Origin of the sequence: Pyrobaculum ferrireducens (assembly GCF_000234805.1) — an archaeon.
In the GTDB taxonomy this organism is placed as follows: Archaea; Thermoproteota; Thermoprotei; order Thermoproteales; family Thermoproteaceae; genus Pyrobaculum; species Pyrobaculum ferrireducens.
On record NC_016645.1, the window covers coordinates 538,575 to 553,977 of the forward strand.

A 15,403-nucleotide genomic window follows, 5' to 3' on the forward strand; every position below is an offset into this window, starting at 1 on the left:
AGCTGTCTAGTTTTTAAAAACTTGAAGCGCGTGCTCTACTTGATCTTCTAGAAACCACTCCAGTATATAGTCGAGTTTGTTGGCTATGTACACAGCTTTTCTATAGGCCTTTTCCCAGCTTGTGTGTTTGGCGATCAGCACCCACCCCTCTCCCACAACCTTGATTTTTGAGACGAGGACCCTCTCCTCTTTGGGGTTTAGATAGACCCGGTACATGTACGTGTACGTATACAGGTATAAAAAGCCGCGGTAATACAGCTTACAATTATCCTCTAAGTACGTTAAAAGTTACTGTCTACTCCTAGCGCGCCTTATCTATATCAACGGCGTCGTATATAGCCTCGGCGAGCACGCCGTAGCTCCTCGCCGTGGCGGCGAGGTCCTTCGCCACATGCGCCGCCATCGAGAGAAGACCGGCCTCTACATACTTCAAAAACTCTTCTCTCAGCGCCCCCACGTCCCCCGCCTCCAGCCACTTCACAAGCGGAGGCTGGGGCCAGCGAAGCACATAGTCCTCGACGAAGATCCTCTGCCTAATTTCTACAAATCTCCTTTCCAAGTCGCCGGGTCTGTTTATGTTGATAAACCAGCTTGGATCTACGCCGCGCCTCTCCATTGAGAGGAACGCGGTCGGGACAATTCTAAACAAGTCGTCAACTCTGCCCCTCCTAAAACGGCTTAGGAAATCGAGCGCGCCCCTCGCCGGAGCTGGCTGAGCTTTGAAAATTGTCGACTCCACCCTCCCGTTGGGGAAAACCCAAGCGGCTAGCGGAGCCTCGGCGTCTAGGAGGGCTTCAAACACCATAGCCTTTAGATACGGGGCGTCGCATGGCGCGAACAGCAGTACATCGTCTATGGAGTTTGCCGCGGCGTCCACCGCCGCAAGCGGCCCCGAGAAGCGCTGGCTGTCTAGAAGCACCTCCTCGCCTTGGTACAGCGCGGCGTTGTGCCCCGCCGCAATCACAACGCGCCTAGCCACGCCCAAACCAGCCTCTATCACGTAGTCGATCAGCCGCTTCCCTCCCACGCGGTGGGTGCACTTATCCCGTCCAAATCTAACAGAGCGGCCGCCCGCGAAGACGACAAGCACCGCCATCTGGCATAGGTACTCCACGTATATAAAGATGTAGATAGAGAGATGTATGAGGAGGGTTTTCTACATCCTCTTTTTGGCCCTACTGCTATCCGCCCAGCCCGTAAACCTCGTCTTCATCTTCCACAACCACCAGCCCTGGTATATAGATTTTGACAGAAACGAACTTATACTGCCGTGGGTTAGGATGCACGCTGTTGGCAACTATCTAAAGGTCCCCATGTTGATAAACGAAAGTGGGGTCCCCGTCGCCTTCACCTTGTCGGGTAGCTTGATAGAGCAGTTGAATTGGTACGCCAACGGCACATATACAGATTTTAGATACCGCATATCTGAAAAACTAGCCAGCGGGGAGCCCTTGACTCCGGAGGAGAAGTACGCGATGCTGAAGGTGCCAGGCGGCTTCTTCGACATCAATTGGCAGAATATTCTCTACAGCCATCCGCGGTACGTCGTGTTGCTTGGGATGAGAAACGACGCCTTTAGCAAATGCCCCCCGGGAAACGTAACCTGCGTCGTCTCGAAATTCAGCGACCAAGACCTTCTAGATCTCGCCACGTTGTTTAACCTCCTGTGGATAGACCCCAGCATAGCGAGGAGGTATCCCGACATATGGGCTATGAGGAACAAAACCTCATATACACGCGACGACCTTAAAAAAGTCCTCGAGGTACATACACAGCTCATAAGGCAGGTGCTTCCTCTGTACAGAGAGCTGGCGCGGCGGGGCGCCGTCGAGCTCGTGTCGGTGCCCTACTCCCATCCTCTCATGCCGTTGCTAGCCGACATGGGAGCCCACGACGACTTGAAGATACACATAACCCTCAGCAACGGGCTATTCCAGAGGTATCTCGGGGTTAAGCCGCTCGGCGTCTGGCCGCCGGAGCAAGCCGTCAATGACGAGGTGTTGAGGCTATTCGCCGAGTCTGGCTACACGTGGACTGTGACAGACGAGGACGTCTTGAGGGCGACGTGGCCCGGCGCGAGCCACTTTGGCCTATACTACGCGGACTACGGCGGACACCGCCTCTACATATTCATTAGAGACAAGACGCTGTCAGACAACCTAGGCTTTAGATACTCGTCGCTTACGCCGGAGGCCGCCTTGGCTGATTTTGTCAACTACCTGAGGCGAGTCCCCAGGGGGGACTGCTCCGTGGTGGTCGTGGCCCTTGACGGGGAGAACCCCTGGGAGAACTACCCCAACTTCGGAGACGACTTCCTTATACACTTCTTCAGAGGCTTGTCTCAGCTGGAGAAAAACGGCACTGTTAAGATATGGAAGCCAAGTGACTTTGTAAAGGCGTGTGCGGACAAGGCGGTGGAGCTCCCCCTCAAGGAGTTTAAATACTTCGACCTTGGGTTCGACCTCTCGTTCTATAAATCAATACGCGACTTACCGACGCGAAGCGTTAAGGGCAGGATAGCGGAGGGCTCGTGGTCGGGAGGGGGTAGTCTCGCGGTGTGGATTGGCGACCCAGACGAAAACGTCTGGTGGATGTGGGTTAAAAAGGCGCGTGAAGACGTTGGGATAAATCGCACGTGGTCTGTGCTCTTCCCACTCCTCGTTGCCGAGGCCAGCGACTGGCCGTTTTGGTACGGCAACGACATGGGGTCCCCCATCACCTTCGACCCCGTGGCTAAGTCGGCGCTGAAGGCGTACTACCAGCGCGCCGGGCTACAGCCCCCGCCTTACCTTCTGTCTTCCGCCTACCCCGCCGGCACTCCCCGGGAGGATAAGCTCGTGGCTAGGGGGGAGGGGAAAGTTGTGACGTATCAGGGAGCCACGGTATATGTAAACACGACGCATATATGGGTGGAGGGGGGGCCATGCGGCGTGTTTTACATCTCCAACCCCGACGTGCCTAGATCTCCCTACATCTATAGAGGCGCTGTGAGGGGCCTCCGCGGCGAGCCTCTGGACATCGTGGCGGACATGGCTGTGGACACCTGCACGGGCTCTGTGTACCTCTCAGACGGGGGGAGGTTCTACCCCGTGGGCCGCGCGGCTCAGATAAGTCTCATCGGCGTAAAGCCCGGCGGCAGGCTCTACGTAGAGCACGGGGGGCTGGTGTACCTCCTGGGCGTCCCCGAGGCCCAGGCGGCGCAACAACTGCTCATAAAGGCGCGGGACCCCGTGGGCGACGACTTCGGCACGGGGCGCTACCAGTACCCCAAGAACCCAGTGTTTAAGCCCGGCGTCTTCGACTTAACGGAGTTCGCAGTGTACGACATGGGGGACAAGCTGAGGTTTGTATTCGGCGTGAGGGAGCTGGGGGGCAACCCCTGGGGCGGGCCCTCGGGCTTCTCGCTACAGTTCTTCCACGTCTACATAAACAAGGGCCGCGGCGAGAGAAACGACACACTGGGCCTCAGAGTGGCGCTGTGTAGAGAGGCGGCTTGGGACGTGGCGCTGTTAATAGGGCCGGGGTGGAGCGGGGGGAATAGAATAGTATACCCCGACGGCACCTACATAGACGACGCCATGTCCATCAAACCTGGGCCTAACAACACCGTTGTGGCAGACGTGCCGAAGAAATACGTCGGCGACTTCGGTAGAGACTGGAAATTCACAGTTTTTCTCACCTCGTGGGACGGCTACGGCCCCGACAACATTAGAAACTTCGGCGTATTAGCCGACGAGTGGACGGCGGGGGGCGCCGACCCAGCCGCCGTGCTGGCCGGCGTGGCGCCCAGAGTTTTCGACCTGCTGGCGGACACGGCCGACCAGCAGATCAAGGCACTGACGTCGTACAAAGTCGCCAGGTTGCCAAACGGGACTTACGTAGGTAAGCCGGCAGTGGTGTGTACATACGTCTCCGCGTCTAAGCCGCCGGAGACACAGACGGCGACCATCACAGTCACCGTCACGCAGACAACACGTGAAGTCTCAACCACAGTTGAGACGCGGATTGAGACCCGGACAACCACGGCTGCGAGCACAGTCACCAGCGCCGAGAGGCAGATTGTGAAAGAGGTTGACTGGGCCACTTCACTAGCTATGGCGGCCGTAGCCCTGGCCGCTGGCGTCGTTGCTGGGATTTTACTAAGACGCAGATAATCTATAAAAACTACAATTATCTATTTAGATATGAACAGAAACCTCCTAATAGGTCTAGCGGCAGTTGTTATCATAATCGCCGCGGCTCTTGGCTACATAGCCTCACAACCCCAGATCACAACCACCACCCCGTCTACAACGCCTTCCCCATCCCCCCAGACCACGCCGACAGCCACTCAGCAACCGCCTACCACAACCACCACGACCCAGACGCCAACAGCGACGCCGAGCCCAACGACGCCCACTGTCACAACCACTACAATTACCACGGCTCCGTCCCCGACCCAGACGCCCACGACTACGCAACCCCCAGCCCAGAAGGTCACGGTGAGGATTTGGCACGCGCTTAATCCAGAGGAGGAGTCGGTGTTTAAACAAATTGCGGCGATGTATATGCAGAGCCACCCCAACATCCAGATAGTGTTTGAAAACAAGGCTCCTGATCTCCAGACGGCGGTTCTAGCTGCCATATCGACGGGTGAGAAGTTCGACTTGTTCATATGGGCCCATGACTGGATTGGGCTGATGGTGGAGGCCGGCGTGTTGAAGCCGGTGGATAACGAGGTCGCTGACGTCTTGCCGAAATTCGCCTTGTCGATGCCGCAGTACAAGGGACACATCTACGGCCTCCCGTTCACTGCGGAGACCGTGGCGTTGATATGCAACAAGAAGATGGTGGCAGATCCTCCCAAAACCTTCTCCGACTTGTTGAAGATAATGCAGCAGTACAACAAGCCGCCTCAGAGCTACGGCATAGCGTACGTTGTAAATCCCTACTTTATCTCTGCGTGGATACACGGCGCTGGCGGCTACTACTTCGACGACAAGACAGAAAAACAGGGTCTGACAAATCCCATGTCTATCGCCGGGTTCGTATTCTTCAAGACGTACATCATGCCCTACGTAGGGCCCAACCCCACCGACTACAACACACAGGTGAGTCTATTCCTCAGCGGCCAGGCGCCGTGTATGGTAAACGGGCCGTGGAGCATCGGCGCGGTGAAGCAGAAAGGGCTTGACATATTTGTGGCGCCGCTACCCCCCGTAAACAGCACCTACGTCCCGAGGCCCTACGGAGGGTTGAAGATGTTCTACGTCACAATCTACGCGTCTAGGGAGGCCATAGACTTCATGAAGTGGGCCACCTCAGATCCGCAGGTGGCCAAGATTCTCGTTGATAAGCTGGGCTACGTCCCGGTGCTAAAAGACGTACAGGTGCAGGATCCCATAGTGCAGGGCTTCTACGAGGCGGTGAAGAACGTGTACCTCATGCCCGTGTCGCCAAAGATGCAACCAGTGTGGGGAGCTGTGGATTTGGTAATCCAAAACGCCATTGTCTCCGACCAGAAGTCTATTCAGCAGGCGGTTAACGACGCGGCGAAAGATCTCTGCGCGAGAGGCCTCTGTTAAATGAGGCCACAGTTGTTAATAATACCGGGCCTCCTCCTTTTCCTCTTCTTCAATATATGGCCCATTATATACTCCATCTACATTTCCTTTACGAATGCGAACATCAGAAACTTCCCCCCGCCGCCCCCCTGGGCGCCTGAGGAGCTGAGACAGGCAAGGCAGCCACCCGACTACGTGGGTCTGTCGAACTACGCCTCGATATTCGCCGGCCCCGCCTCTGCCGGCTTCCTGGGGGCTGTCTTGTGGACGCTGGTCTTCGTTATCCTCTCCGTCCCGGCTAAGGTTGCTCTGGGCACTTTTGTGGGGTTGCTTATGTCCTCCGACAAGGTGTTGGGGAGGTCCTTAATGCGCGCCTTGTTAATAGTGCCCTGGGCCCTGCCCCTTATCCTCTCCGTGGTGGCTTGGCGGTACGTCTTCGACCCAACCTACGGCGTCGTCAACCAGTGGCTCTACTACCTCGGCGTGTCTAAGCCGCCCGACTGGTTTGTAAACAAGGACTACGCATACGCGGCCATGGTGGTAATAGAGGCGTGGCTCGCCTACCCCTTTATAATGACCGTGGTGATAGGCGCCTTGGCGAACGTGCCCAGAGCCGCCTACGAGGCCGCCTACATCGATGGGGCCGGTAGATGGACCATATTTTCGAGAATTACCCTCCCCCTCATAAAGAGGCCTCTCATATACGCCACGGTTATGACAACCGCCGCGTCGCTACAGTTCTTTCTAGTTGCCTACCTCTGGAACTTTATCCAGCTCTACGACCGCTTCGTACTTGCGTATGGATTCTACTGGGCATTTGGCTCCCCCTTCAGGGAATACGGCCTCGCCGCCGCGGTCTTGACCACGTCGGCTCTCATAATTTCTGTGTTTATGATCCTGGCGATTAGACTAACCGGCCTCATGAGGGGGATGTATGAAAGCTAGCGCCGCCCAGACCCTCGCCGCCGCCGTGGCCACTCTGTTGCTTTTCTACCCAGTGCTCCAGATAATTCTCCTCTCGGTGAACAAGCTACCCTACTTCAGGCTGGGGGGCGACTTCGTCCCCACGTTAGACTCATTCCAATGGGTTTTGCAACAGCCCGAGTTCTGGAGAGGACTGGCAAACAGCCTAGTCGTGTCCCTCTCCACGGTGGCCATGGTCATCGCTCTTGCTCTGCCGGGGGCCTACGCCTTCAGCCGGTACAGATTCAGGGGTCGGGACCCCCTCCTCTCTTTTTACGTGGTGTTTACACAGATGGCCGGGGGGCTGGGGATCGCCGGGTTGATAGCTCTATTTGCCATAGTCTCCGCCCTCGGGCTTAGAAACAACCTCCTGGCGCTCGCGGCGATTTACGCCGCCGGGGCCGTGCCCTACCACACGTGGTTGCTCAAAACCTATATAGACACCATCCCCAGATCCGCCGAGGAGGCGGCGTTGATAGACGGCGCAGGCGTCGGGACTCTGCTGGCGAGGGTGGTGCTCCCCTTAATGGCGCCAGCCCTGGCCGTGTCTGCGATACTTTCCTTCATCGGCGCGTGGGGAGAGTTGATACTAGCCAACCTCTTTCTCTCTGGTGAAAACAGGACGTTAATACTCTGGATATACTCCCTGATGTCCAACGTCTACTCTGTCCAGTGGAACCGCTTCGCCGCGGCCGCCCTTCTGTACGCCGTACCGCCCGTCGCCCTCTACGTAGTTCTGCAGAGATTTATCAAGAGGGGGCTCGCCTTCGTCTACTAGCCCCACTCCATCACGTATTCAAAACGGTCGGCGTACCAACGCGCGGCCCTCAGCGCCAGCGACGGGCTTCTAAACTTCGCCACGGGCTCCCACCCCTCCTCAACCAGATCCAGCTCCTCCTCCCTCAGAGCCACGAAAACCCTCCCAGGTTTAATAAATAGAGTGGGCATAGGCACCTCCACAGCCGTTTTTAAAAGCCTAACAGGCAATTTAACCGAAAGATTTTCTAATAGGCTGGATCGAGGCCGACTCCACCACGGCGCTGTCCACCGCAGATCTGAGCGCCGCCTCCACCTCCTCCCTCGAGGCGCCTGGCACAGCCACCACTGCGCCCCTCCCAGAACGCGGATAGTACTCAGCGGCTACTATCAAGGGTTGCCCCTCCAGCCTCCTAACCACCACTCTGTCGTCTAGGCCTTTCTTCGCCGTGAAGACGTACACGGGCAGGGCCAGCTCGTGCCCCATATCCAACACTGTTCTCACCACCTCTGCCGGCGACTGCCCCTCGGCGAGCTCGATAACTATATTCCTCCCCTCTCTATACACGTTGTACACCCCTCCAAGCGCCACAAGGAAATTAGACAAGATCTCCACGTCGCCGTAGCTGTCGTAGGTGGGGGTTAAAACAATCTTCCTCACGAGGGAAAAAGCGGTTTGTATTTTTAAAGCTGGAGCTCGTCTAGGAACTTGAGCCGCTTCGGGATTGGCGGGTGGGTTGCGAAAACCTCCTCAAAAACGGAGTAGCTAGACCTCTTTATCGCCTCTACGTCGGATCTAGTCACCGTCACAAATGGGTTCGCCACGGCGTTTACCAGGGCGTAGATAAACAACGCCCTAAACTTCTCGCCCCTCACCGCCTCGTGGGCCTCCGGGTTGGAGAAGTAGAACTTGTGGATCTTGGCGAGGGCGAACTGCATAGCCTCCTTACCCGCCGCCTTGGCGCCTGCGGTGTCTGCGTAGTACTCCCTCAACCTGCTAAAGGCCAGGACCAGCAACTGCACCAGGAAGGACACGACGACGGCCAGAACCCCGACGGCGGCGAGGGCGGCCGCGTTGTTGTTCCTACTGCCTGAGGAGGCCATCGCCATGCGTACAGAGGTGACGCCTAGGTAGTAGAGGATTGACGGCAGGACGCCGAAGAGGAGCATAATCGCGTTGTCTCTGTGTAGGTGGTGGCCGATTTCGTGTCCGATGACGGCCTCCAGCTCCCTCCTGTCGGTGATGGCCAGCATGCTGCTAGTCACCGCCACGTGTCTGCCCGATAGGAAGTTGCCGTAGGCGAAGGCGTTTGGGGGGCCGTCAACCATCACGGCCTTTATTTTAAACGGCGCGCCGAGCCTCGTCGCCACCTCGTCAACTATCTGCTGGAGGCGGGGATCTGGCCTCGCGCCGTAGGCGGCGTTTATCATAAAGGGCGACGCCAGATACGTCAACAAGTTCATAAGAAGGACGAAGAATATGAGGCCCATGAAGAAGCCTACGCCATAGGCGCCTAGGCTCGGCAAGGCCACTATCGCGATCAGGTAGATTACGAAGGCTGTGGTGAGGATAATTAGGACAGCTGTCAGCGCCATGGCGCCGAATAGAGTTAGGCGGCCGGATACGGAGCTGGCGAGCTTAGGCGCCACGGTGGCGGCCACTATAAACATGGCGATGTACCCCAGTACGTATAGACCCAGCGCCACTGGGTCGAAGAGGGGGATCATGACCCGGTTTTGAGAACCGGATTAAAAACTTTTCCGCCGGTACGTGAATTCGTCACCTTTCGGAAACGGGGACTCTCTTCACTCTCTGGGACAGTTTTTAAAACCTTTAAGTGTATATAGCCATGTCTTGTGTAGATGAACAGACGGCGGAGAAGATTGCGAAGAGGAAGGCCTTAGGGAGGCTGGGGGGGTTGAGGAGGGGGGTTAGGATTATTAGGCTGAGAGTCGGTGAGGACTGGCTGTTCGGCTTCCTGAAGATGAAGTTTAGAGAGGAGGGCTTCCAAGTCGCTGTGAAGTTTGCCTATGTGGATTGCAAAGGCGCGGCTTTTGAGAAAATCCCGCCGTCCGTGGAGGAGAAGGTGAGGCGGTATCTGGAGGACGGCCTCGTGGCTTTGTTTGAGAGGGAGCTTGGCAACGCTGTTAGGTAATGACGAAAAGGGTTATTTTCCACGACTTGGTGACTCTGGAACAGGCTTCTGAGGTGCTGTACAAATTCGCTAAGCCGCTTGGCGAAGAGGAGGTGGACATATCCCAGGCCTATGGCAGAGTCCTGGCACGCGACGTCGTGGCGCCGGTGGACGTCCCGCCGTTTGACCGCTCTACTGTAGACGGCTACGCGGTGGTGGCGGAGTCCACATACGGCGCCTCTGAGCTGACGCCGGTGGATTTAAAGCTGGTCGGGAGGGTGGACGCGGGGGGCTGGCCGGAGGGCGAGGTCAGGGGTGGCGAGGCGTATGAGGTGGCCACGGGGGCGCCTCTGCCTAGGGGGGCCAACGCGGTGGTTATGGTGGAGTACACCCAGGAGAGGGGCGGCGTGGTGAGGATATTCCGCTCCGCGGCCCCGGGGGAGAATGTAATGAGTGCTGGGTCTGACATATCGGCGGGTGAGGTGGTGTTAAGGAGGTGCGCCAGGCTCACCGCTAGGGAGGTGGGCGTGCTGGCGGCGCTGGGGATTAGGCGGGTGCCCGTGGTGAAGAGGCCTAGGGTTGGCATAATTTCTACGGGCAACGAGCTGGAGCCGCCGGGGTCGGAGCTCGGCCCTGGCAAGCTGTACGACGTCAATAGCTACTCCCTCGCCGCCGCCGTGGCGGAGGCCGGAGGGGTGCCGGTGCTGTACGGCATAGTGAGAGACGAGGAGGCTAGCTACAGAGAGGCGATCACCCGCGCTCTCTCGGAGACGGACGTTGTCTTAATCAGCGGGGGGACGTCGGCGGGGGTCGCAGATTTGACGTATAGAGTGCTGGGGGAGCTGGGCGACGTCTTGTTCCACGGCGTGATGGTGCGCCCCGGGAAGCCCACCCTAGCGGCGACTGTGGGCGGGAAGGTGGTGGTGGGTCTGCCGGGGTACCCCTCCTCCGCCTTGATGATATTCCATACCGTTGTTAGGCCGTTCCTCTTGAGGCTGCAGTGTCTAGAGCCCGCGCCTCCTGCCACGTACCGGGCGAGGCTCGCCTACGGCGTGGAGGGAGCGAAGGGGAGGCGCGCCCTGTATCCAGTGGTGCTTATAGCCAGAGCCGGCGGGTACAGGGCGTATCCGCTGTACGCGGAGTCCGGCGCCATTTCCGTGCTGGCGAGGGCCGACGGCTACATTGTAATACCGGAGAATGTGGAGTTTATGACTGAGGGGGAGGAGGTGGATGTGTTTCTCTTCGAGAAGTACAAGCCTGCGGAGCTCTACTTCATCGGGAGCCACGACCCCCATCTAGACGCCGTACTGGCGAAGCGCAACGTCAAGACTGTCTACGTGGGGTCCATGGGGGGGCTTATGGCGCTGAGGAGGGGGGAGGCCGACATAGCGGGTACCCACATGCTGGACACTGAGACAGGCATTTACAACGTGCCGTTTGTACAGAGGCTGGGGATTAAAAATGCCGTGGTGATAGGTCTCTACAAGAGGGAACAGGGGCTAATTGTGCAGAGGGGCAACCCCAAGGGGGTTAGGGGCGTCGAAGATCTGCTGAGGGAAGACGTGGTGTATGTAAACCGGCCGAGGGGAACCGGCACGAGGGCTCTGCTCGACATACAGCTTGCGAAGCTCGCGGAGAGGCTCGGCACGTCTTTTGAGGAGCTGACCAGGCGCATAAGGGGCTACACATACGAGGTGAGGACCCACACGGCGGTGGCCGCCGCGGTGGCCCAGGGGAGGGCGGACGTTGGGCTCGGCGTGAGGTACGCCGCAGAGCTCTACGGCCTAGACTTCATACCGGTTGGCTGGGAGGAGTACGACCTAGTGGCTAGGAGGGAGGCGCTGGACAAAGCGCTGGAGATTGTGGAGGAGGCGCTGAGGGAGCTTCCGAGGGGCTACCAGAGGTATGAGATGTCGGGGAGGATTAAGTGGGAGGGCTAGCCCTCCACAGGACCCAGTAGTAGCACCTCCACCTCCTCCCCCTCGTCGTAGCCCTCGCGGTTTTCTGGAATAATCAACAGCCCGTTGCCCCTTGTCAGCGTCGACAAAACGCCGCTGCCGGTCACCGCCAGCGGCTCTGCGTACAGTCTCCCATCCCGCCTCACTACTCTGACACGTACGAAGCTCCTCACATTTATCGGCGTGGTCACCCGCCTGGTGAGCGTGGCCTTGACTACCGGTGCCGGCTCCTCCCTAGCCCCCACCATGTGCAGAATTATAGGTTTTACAAAAACCTCAAACCCAACTATAGACGCCACTGGGAAGCCCGACAGCATCACGACAGGCTTCCCGTTCACGACGGCGGCGCTGTTGGGCCTCCCGGGCCTCGCGGCTATTCCGTGGATTAAGACCTCCGGCTTGAGGCGGGCCACGGCCTTGACCACGTAGTCCGGCTCCCCCACCGAGACTCCACCCGTGGTAATCACTATGTCGTGGCTTGACAAGGCTTTCGACACGGCGTTGCGGATCTTTTCCTCGTCGTCTGGCACAATACCCATGTAGGAAACCTCGACGCCCATATCTCTCAAAAGCGCCGTGATGACGTGCCTAGTGCTGTTGATTATCCTCCCCGGGGGCGGCGGGGCCTCCTCAAGCTCCACCAGCTCGCTACCGGTGGAAATCAAGGCGGCTCTCACCCTATACACCGAGACCTCCCGTATCCCCAGCGACGCCAAGACGCCGACGTCCCACGGCTTGATCCTCCTCCCTCTTTTCAACACCACCTCGCCAGCCGTCACGTCCTCCCCCCTCCTCGACACGTAGTAGTACTGGGGGACCGGTCTGTAGACCTCGATGTAATCCCCCCTATCCGCCGCCTCTTCGTAGGGCACGACGGCGTCTGCGCCTCTGGGCAGAGGCGCCCCGGTGGCTATCTCCACCGCCTCGCCAGGTCCCAACGCTCCTTGGTACTCCCCGCCCGTGACTACCTTGCCCGTCTTTTTCAGGGTGATGGGGTTTGTACGGGAGGCCCCCAGGGTGTCGGCTGACCTCACGGCGTAGCCGTCAAAAGCCGCTCGGTCAAACGGCGGCACGTCGACGGGCGCCACCACGTCTTCAGCGGCGTAGAGACCCACGGACTGGGGCGTCGGCACTCTCCCCGCCGCGGGTTTGTGCGCCGCCGCGTTGATTATAACTCTCTGGGCCTCGGCGATTGGCGTAAGTGCCTTGAAGCCCTTCACACAGGTAGGGACAGCTTTGATTTAAATACTTGGCATGGTGGCTACGTGGACATTTTGCTCGTGGAGGCGCGGTACCAGCGGGCTGTGTTCAGCGGAGATGAGGACGTGGCCGTTAGAGATTTTCAGCTGAGGTATGGAGACCGCTGGCAACAGCTGTGGGAGGCCTCAAGCGGCGCCGCTGAGGAGGACGTCAAGGCGGCTGAGGATCACGCCGCTGAGCTGGTGGAGCTCGTGTCGTCGAGGATAGACGATCTTGAGACCGCCTCCCTATACGCTAAATACGGGAGAAACTTCTCAGTAGAGCAAGAGCTCAGATTGGGAATGGAGTTGCTGGGAAGATCTCAGGCGGTGGATGCGTTGCTCAGGTGGGGGCTCGTGATGCATTTCAGCGACGAAGTTGTATCCACCCCGCCCTATCTAGCCAGGCTTATTCTGGAGCTAATGCAGAGTGGAGGCGCACAGGTGGCAGATCTGTGGAGCGAGCTGGAGGCGCATTCACGAGACCCGGCGTTGATGGCGCTTTTCGAAGGGTTGCTCACAGGGGAGCTTGATGAAGATCTCCACAGAACTTTCTACGGGCCGGCGCCGGGCGAGTTGAGAATAGGAAGGGCGGCTGTGTACAAGGCTGATGTCGGCTTAGTTATAAACCCCGCGTACTCCCCCGAAGAGGTTCTAGACGTCCTGCTACAGTTAAAGAAGCGCCGGGCAGACGCCTTGGCCAGGGCGCTGTCGCTACACGGCGAGTATGAGTTCTCTAGCGAGTATAGATGCGGCGCGCATTACATATCACTCGACGGCTCTGCTGAGAAAAGCGGCCTCGTTGTGCTGTGCCCCTGGCTGTCATACTCACGCCGCCTGTGGAAAAGAGCCAGAAACATAGTCCTCGTAGTCGAGGGCCAGAGGCCGCCGGAGATGCGGCCTATGAGACACGGAGTGATATTTGTAAAGGGAGGTGAGGCCGAGGTGGTGAAGCCCCAGACGCCCTCGAAGCTATTTGACTACATAATAGATATCCTCTACAGCGCCGGTTTTTACGTATTAGAAGGTGAGGAAAGTGCCGTTTTCTAACTCCACCCTCTGGTGGTCGAGATGTCTCAAAAGCGTGGAGGAGATCACGGCCCTTGCGCCTCCGGCCCTGACTTCGTACATGGCGTAGTACTCACGGGGGCCCCGGTAAAACGTATAGACGTAGGCTCTGAGCGTTGGGTATTCCAAAACCGCTAAGTTAAGCGCGGTCTTTACGTAGTACGTCGCCTCCTCAACAGCCCTCCTCGGATCGTCCCAGTACCTGGCTAGGAACTGTGTGAGCACGAAGCTGTCGGTGAAGTAGCTGGGGTTTAAACCCACCTTGGCGCTAAGGGCGTGCTTGTCTACCGACCCGTTGTGTGCCACAAATATAATTCTGCCGTCGCCCAGATACGCCATGTATGGATGGGAGTGCTCCGGTCCCCTGGGCTCCCCCGGGGAGGCCGCCCTGGCGTGGGCCAGCACCGCGTCTCTCATAGGCACCACCGTGGGGTCCTCCCAGGCGGGCAGGACAGATTTATAGTATACAAAGCCGTGGGGCGACGCGGCGACGAAGCCCCAGCCGTCTCCATGTTGCTTCCTCTCGCTGGGCATGTAGGGATCGTGCCTTGCCGCCAGCTTCAAGGCGTTGGACAGGTCGATAGGCCCCTTAGAGATGTATAGTCTGCACACTACGAGTGGGGCGGCGTGGCCTTGACGTGGGATTTAGCCACCACCAACGTGGTTGTGGATCTAATCCCCTCTATCTTCCTCACCTTGTCTCTTACAATAGTTCTAATCCTCTCGATGTCCGGGGCGTCGATTTTTACAACTATGTCGTAGGGCCCATAGACGAAGTACACAGCTTTTACCTCGGGAATAGCCGCCAGCTCTTCAATAATTCTGTCCTCGGCCCCTATGTCTACATTTAGAAATACCACCGCTTCCATAATCTAAATCATTTGACACAATTTTAAATTTTACCTACTCCGAGACTCTAAGTACCTTCTCACAACAACCGCCGCCGACAGGTCGACGCGGTGTTTCTCGGTGAGGCCCGTGTCGGTGTCTGTAAACTCAACCACGTACTCTCCCCCCTCCCCCTCACCCTTATACACCTTGATCAAGGTGTTGGGCTTGCACATCGCTGTGAGAGAAGTGGGGCTCTTCTCCACCACTGAGCAGTCGACGTATTTGAAAACCTTCGTCTCGGCGGGCGTTCTGCTTATGGGGCCTATGGGGGCCTCCTCGTAGTAGTACATCTTGCGCCTCCTGCTCACGACTAGGTGGGTTGAGACCCTTTATAAACTTTCACTTTAGCTCGTTGAGGCAGGTGGCATCACCCGCCTCCTCCAGTCCTCCACAATTTCCAAAACTATCAAAGTCTCTGTCCTCTGGATGTCTGGGTTTGAGGCTAGGTACGTGACGAGGAAGGTGGAGAGTTGCTTCACGTCGCGGGACCACACCTTAAACAGGAGGTCGTAAGGCCCTGTGATTACATACGCCTCCTCGACGTAGGGCATGCCCCCCTCGCCTCTGCACTCCGACAGCACCTTCTCGGCAACCTCCAGCTGTAGAGGCTTCGCCTCCTTCGGCGCGGCCCCCCTCCTTACGCTTACAAGTACAAAAGCCAGTAGTTTATATCCAAGAGCAAAGGGGTTCACCACAGCCTTGTAGCCCATGATGACTCCTTCAAGCTCGAGCTTCTTTATACGGGCGGCCAGCGTGGTTTTGGGCTTTCCAATCTCCTCACTGAGCTCCTGTAAAGTTTTTTTGCCGTCGATCTGGAGGAGACTTATTAATTTACGGTCGGTCTCGTCCAT

At 57.9% G+C, this 15,403-nt stretch carries 17 protein-coding genes; 7 read left to right on the forward strand and 10 right to left on the reverse strand.

Features of this window, described 5'->3' with window-relative positions:
• Positions 1 to 6 precede the first annotated feature (6 nt).
• Together P186_RS02875 and mobA are read right to left on the reverse strand one after the other, a co-directional pair.
• Positions 7 to 216: a hypothetical protein gene (locus P186_RS02875; protein WP_014287895.1), complete on the reverse strand. Its 210-nt coding sequence runs from the start codon at positions 214 to 216 to the stop codon at positions 7 to 9.
• 85 nt (positions 217 to 301) lie between these two features.
• Complete coding sequence (gene mobA, locus P186_RS02880; protein WP_014287896.1) at positions 302 to 1,114, reverse strand: molybdenum cofactor guanylyltransferase; 813 nt, start codon at positions 1,112 to 1,114, stop codon at positions 302 to 304.
• Between the two features lie 28 nt (positions 1,115 to 1,142).
• Here mobA and P186_RS02885 point away from each other — a divergent pair, with 28 nt between their 5' ends.
• From P186_RS02885 to P186_RS02900, 4 genes are read left to right on the forward strand one after another with little or no spacing between them, the layout of a single operon-like run.
• Positions 1,143 to 4,154: a glucodextranase DOMON-like domain-containing protein gene (locus P186_RS02885; RefSeq protein WP_014287897.1), complete on the forward strand. Its 3,012-nt coding sequence runs from the start codon at positions 1,143 to 1,145 to the stop codon at positions 4,152 to 4,154.
• A 30-nt stretch (positions 4,155 to 4,184) separates the two neighbouring features.
• Positions 4,185 to 5,564 (forward strand): extracellular solute-binding protein, encoded by a 1,380-nt coding sequence (locus P186_RS02890; RefSeq protein ID WP_014287898.1) that lies wholly within the window; start codon positions 4,185 to 4,187, stop codon positions 5,562 to 5,564.
• Positions 5,565 to 6,488, forward strand: coding sequence for a carbohydrate ABC transporter permease (locus P186_RS02895; RefSeq protein ID WP_014287899.1), 924 nt, complete (start codon positions 5,565 to 5,567; stop codon positions 6,486 to 6,488).
• The gene (locus P186_RS02900; RefSeq protein ID WP_014287900.1) at positions 6,478 to 7,284 is read left to right on the forward strand and encodes an ABC transporter permease subunit; all 807 of its coding nucleotides are present in this window, start codon (positions 6,478 to 6,480) and stop codon (positions 7,282 to 7,284) included. Before P186_RS02895 ends, P186_RS02900 begins: the two co-directional genes overlap by 11 nt.
• Here P186_RS02900 and P186_RS13995 read toward each other — a convergent pair.
• The 3 genes from P186_RS13995 to P186_RS02910 are packed head-to-tail and all read right to left on the reverse strand — an operon-like array spanning position 7,281 to position 8,990.
• Positions 7,281 to 7,454 carry a hypothetical protein gene (locus P186_RS13995; RefSeq protein ID WP_193383988.1) on the reverse strand — a complete coding sequence of 58 codons (174 nt, stop codon included), beginning with the start codon at positions 7,452 to 7,454 and terminating at the stop codon, positions 7,281 to 7,283. The genes P186_RS02900 and P186_RS13995 overlap by 4 nt on opposite strands.
• 40 nt (positions 7,455 to 7,494) lie before the next feature.
• A complete protein-coding gene (locus P186_RS02905) occupies positions 7,495 to 7,923 on the reverse strand; it encodes a hypothetical protein (protein WP_014287902.1) in 429 nt (142 codons plus the stop codon).
• Between the two features lie 23 nt (positions 7,924 to 7,946).
• Positions 7,947 to 8,990 (reverse strand): zinc metalloprotease HtpX, encoded by a 1,044-nt coding sequence (locus P186_RS02910; protein WP_014287903.1) that lies wholly within the window; start codon positions 8,988 to 8,990, stop codon positions 7,947 to 7,949.
• Positions 8,991 to 9,112: 122 nt separating this feature from the next.
• Here P186_RS02910 and P186_RS02915 point away from each other — a divergent pair, with 122 nt between their 5' ends.
• On the forward strand, positions 9,113 to 9,418 hold the full coding sequence (locus tag P186_RS02915; protein WP_148682656.1) for a hypothetical protein: 306 nt from the start codon (positions 9,113 to 9,115) through the stop codon (positions 9,416 to 9,418).
• Positions 9,418 to 11,337 (forward strand): molybdopterin biosynthesis protein, encoded by a 1,920-nt coding sequence (locus P186_RS02920; protein ID WP_014287905.1) that lies wholly within the window; start codon positions 9,418 to 9,420, stop codon positions 11,335 to 11,337. The genes P186_RS02915 and P186_RS02920 overlap by 1 nt, the downstream gene beginning before the upstream one ends.
• On the opposite strand, the gene P186_RS02925 is transcribed toward P186_RS02920, so the two are convergent.
• Positions 11,334 to 12,575, reverse strand: a complete 1,242-nt coding sequence (locus P186_RS02925; RefSeq protein WP_014287906.1) for a molybdopterin molybdotransferase MoeA — start codon at positions 12,573 to 12,575, stop codon at positions 11,334 to 11,336. The two genes, P186_RS02920 and P186_RS02925, sit on opposite strands and share 4 nt — an antisense overlap.
• A 45-nt stretch (positions 12,576 to 12,620) precedes the next feature.
• Here P186_RS02925 and P186_RS02930 point away from each other — a divergent pair, with 45 nt between their 5' ends.
• Entirely contained in the window at positions 12,621 to 13,643 is a 1,023-nt protein-coding gene (locus tag P186_RS02930) for a hypothetical protein (protein WP_014287907.1), read from the forward strand.
• Here P186_RS02930 and P186_RS02935 read toward each other — a convergent pair.
• The 4 genes from P186_RS02935 to P186_RS02950 are packed head-to-tail and all read right to left on the reverse strand — an operon-like array spanning position 13,614 to position 15,403.
• Positions 13,614 to 14,273 carry a class II glutamine amidotransferase gene (locus P186_RS02935; RefSeq protein ID WP_014287908.1) on the reverse strand — a complete coding sequence of 220 codons (660 nt, stop codon included), beginning with the start codon at positions 14,271 to 14,273 and terminating at the stop codon, positions 13,614 to 13,616. The two genes, P186_RS02930 and P186_RS02935, sit on opposite strands and share 30 nt — an antisense overlap.
• Positions 14,273 to 14,530: an Lrp/AsnC family transcriptional regulator gene (locus P186_RS02940; protein ID WP_014287909.1), complete on the reverse strand. Its 258-nt coding sequence runs from the start codon at positions 14,528 to 14,530 to the stop codon at positions 14,273 to 14,275. Before P186_RS02940 ends, P186_RS02935 begins: the two co-directional genes overlap by 1 nt.
• A 30-nt stretch (positions 14,531 to 14,560) precedes the next feature.
• The gene (locus tag P186_RS02945) at positions 14,561 to 14,860 is read right to left on the reverse strand and encodes a hypothetical protein (protein ID WP_014287910.1); all 300 of its coding nucleotides are present in this window, start codon (positions 14,858 to 14,860) and stop codon (positions 14,561 to 14,563) included.
• Between the two features lie 36 nt (positions 14,861 to 14,896).
• A complete protein-coding gene (locus P186_RS02950; RefSeq protein WP_014287911.1) occupies positions 14,897 to 15,403 on the reverse strand; it encodes an Lrp/AsnC family transcriptional regulator in 507 nt (168 codons plus the stop codon).

Coding starts and splice junctions, on each gene's coding strand:
- P186_RS02900 (WP_014287900.1), top strand. CDS start 6,478: ATGAAAGCTAGCGCCGCCCAGACCCTCGCCGCCGCCGTGGCCACTCTG.
- P186_RS13995 (WP_193383988.1), bottom strand. CDS start 7,454: ATGCCCACTCTATTTATTAAACCTGGGAGGGTTTTCGTGGCTCTGAGG.
- P186_RS02950 (WP_014287911.1), bottom strand. CDS start 15,403: ATGGACGAGACCGACCGTAAATTAATAAGTCTCCTCCAGATCGACGGC.
- P186_RS02920 (WP_014287905.1), top strand. CDS start 9,418: ATGACGAAAAGGGTTATTTTCCACGACTTGGTGACTCTGGAACAGGCT.
- P186_RS02915 (WP_148682656.1), top strand. CDS start 9,113: ATGTCTTGTGTAGATGAACAGACGGCGGAGAAGATTGCGAAGAGGAAG.
- P186_RS02875 (WP_014287895.1), bottom strand. CDS start 216: ATGTACCGGGTCTATCTAAACCCCAAAGAGGAGAGGGTCCTCGTCTCA.
- P186_RS02895 (WP_014287899.1), top strand. CDS start 5,565: ATGAGGCCACAGTTGTTAATAATACCGGGCCTCCTCCTTTTCCTCTTC.
- P186_RS02885 (WP_014287897.1), top strand. CDS start 1,143: ATGAGGAGGGTTTTCTACATCCTCTTTTTGGCCCTACTGCTATCCGCC.
- P186_RS02910 (WP_014287903.1), bottom strand. CDS start 8,990: ATGATCCCCCTCTTCGACCCAGTGGCGCTGGGTCTATACGTACTGGGG.
- P186_RS02940 (WP_014287909.1), bottom strand. CDS start 14,530: ATGGAAGCGGTGGTATTTCTAAATGTAGACATAGGGGCCGAGGACAGA.
- P186_RS02890 (WP_014287898.1), top strand. CDS start 4,185: ATGAACAGAAACCTCCTAATAGGTCTAGCGGCAGTTGTTATCATAATC.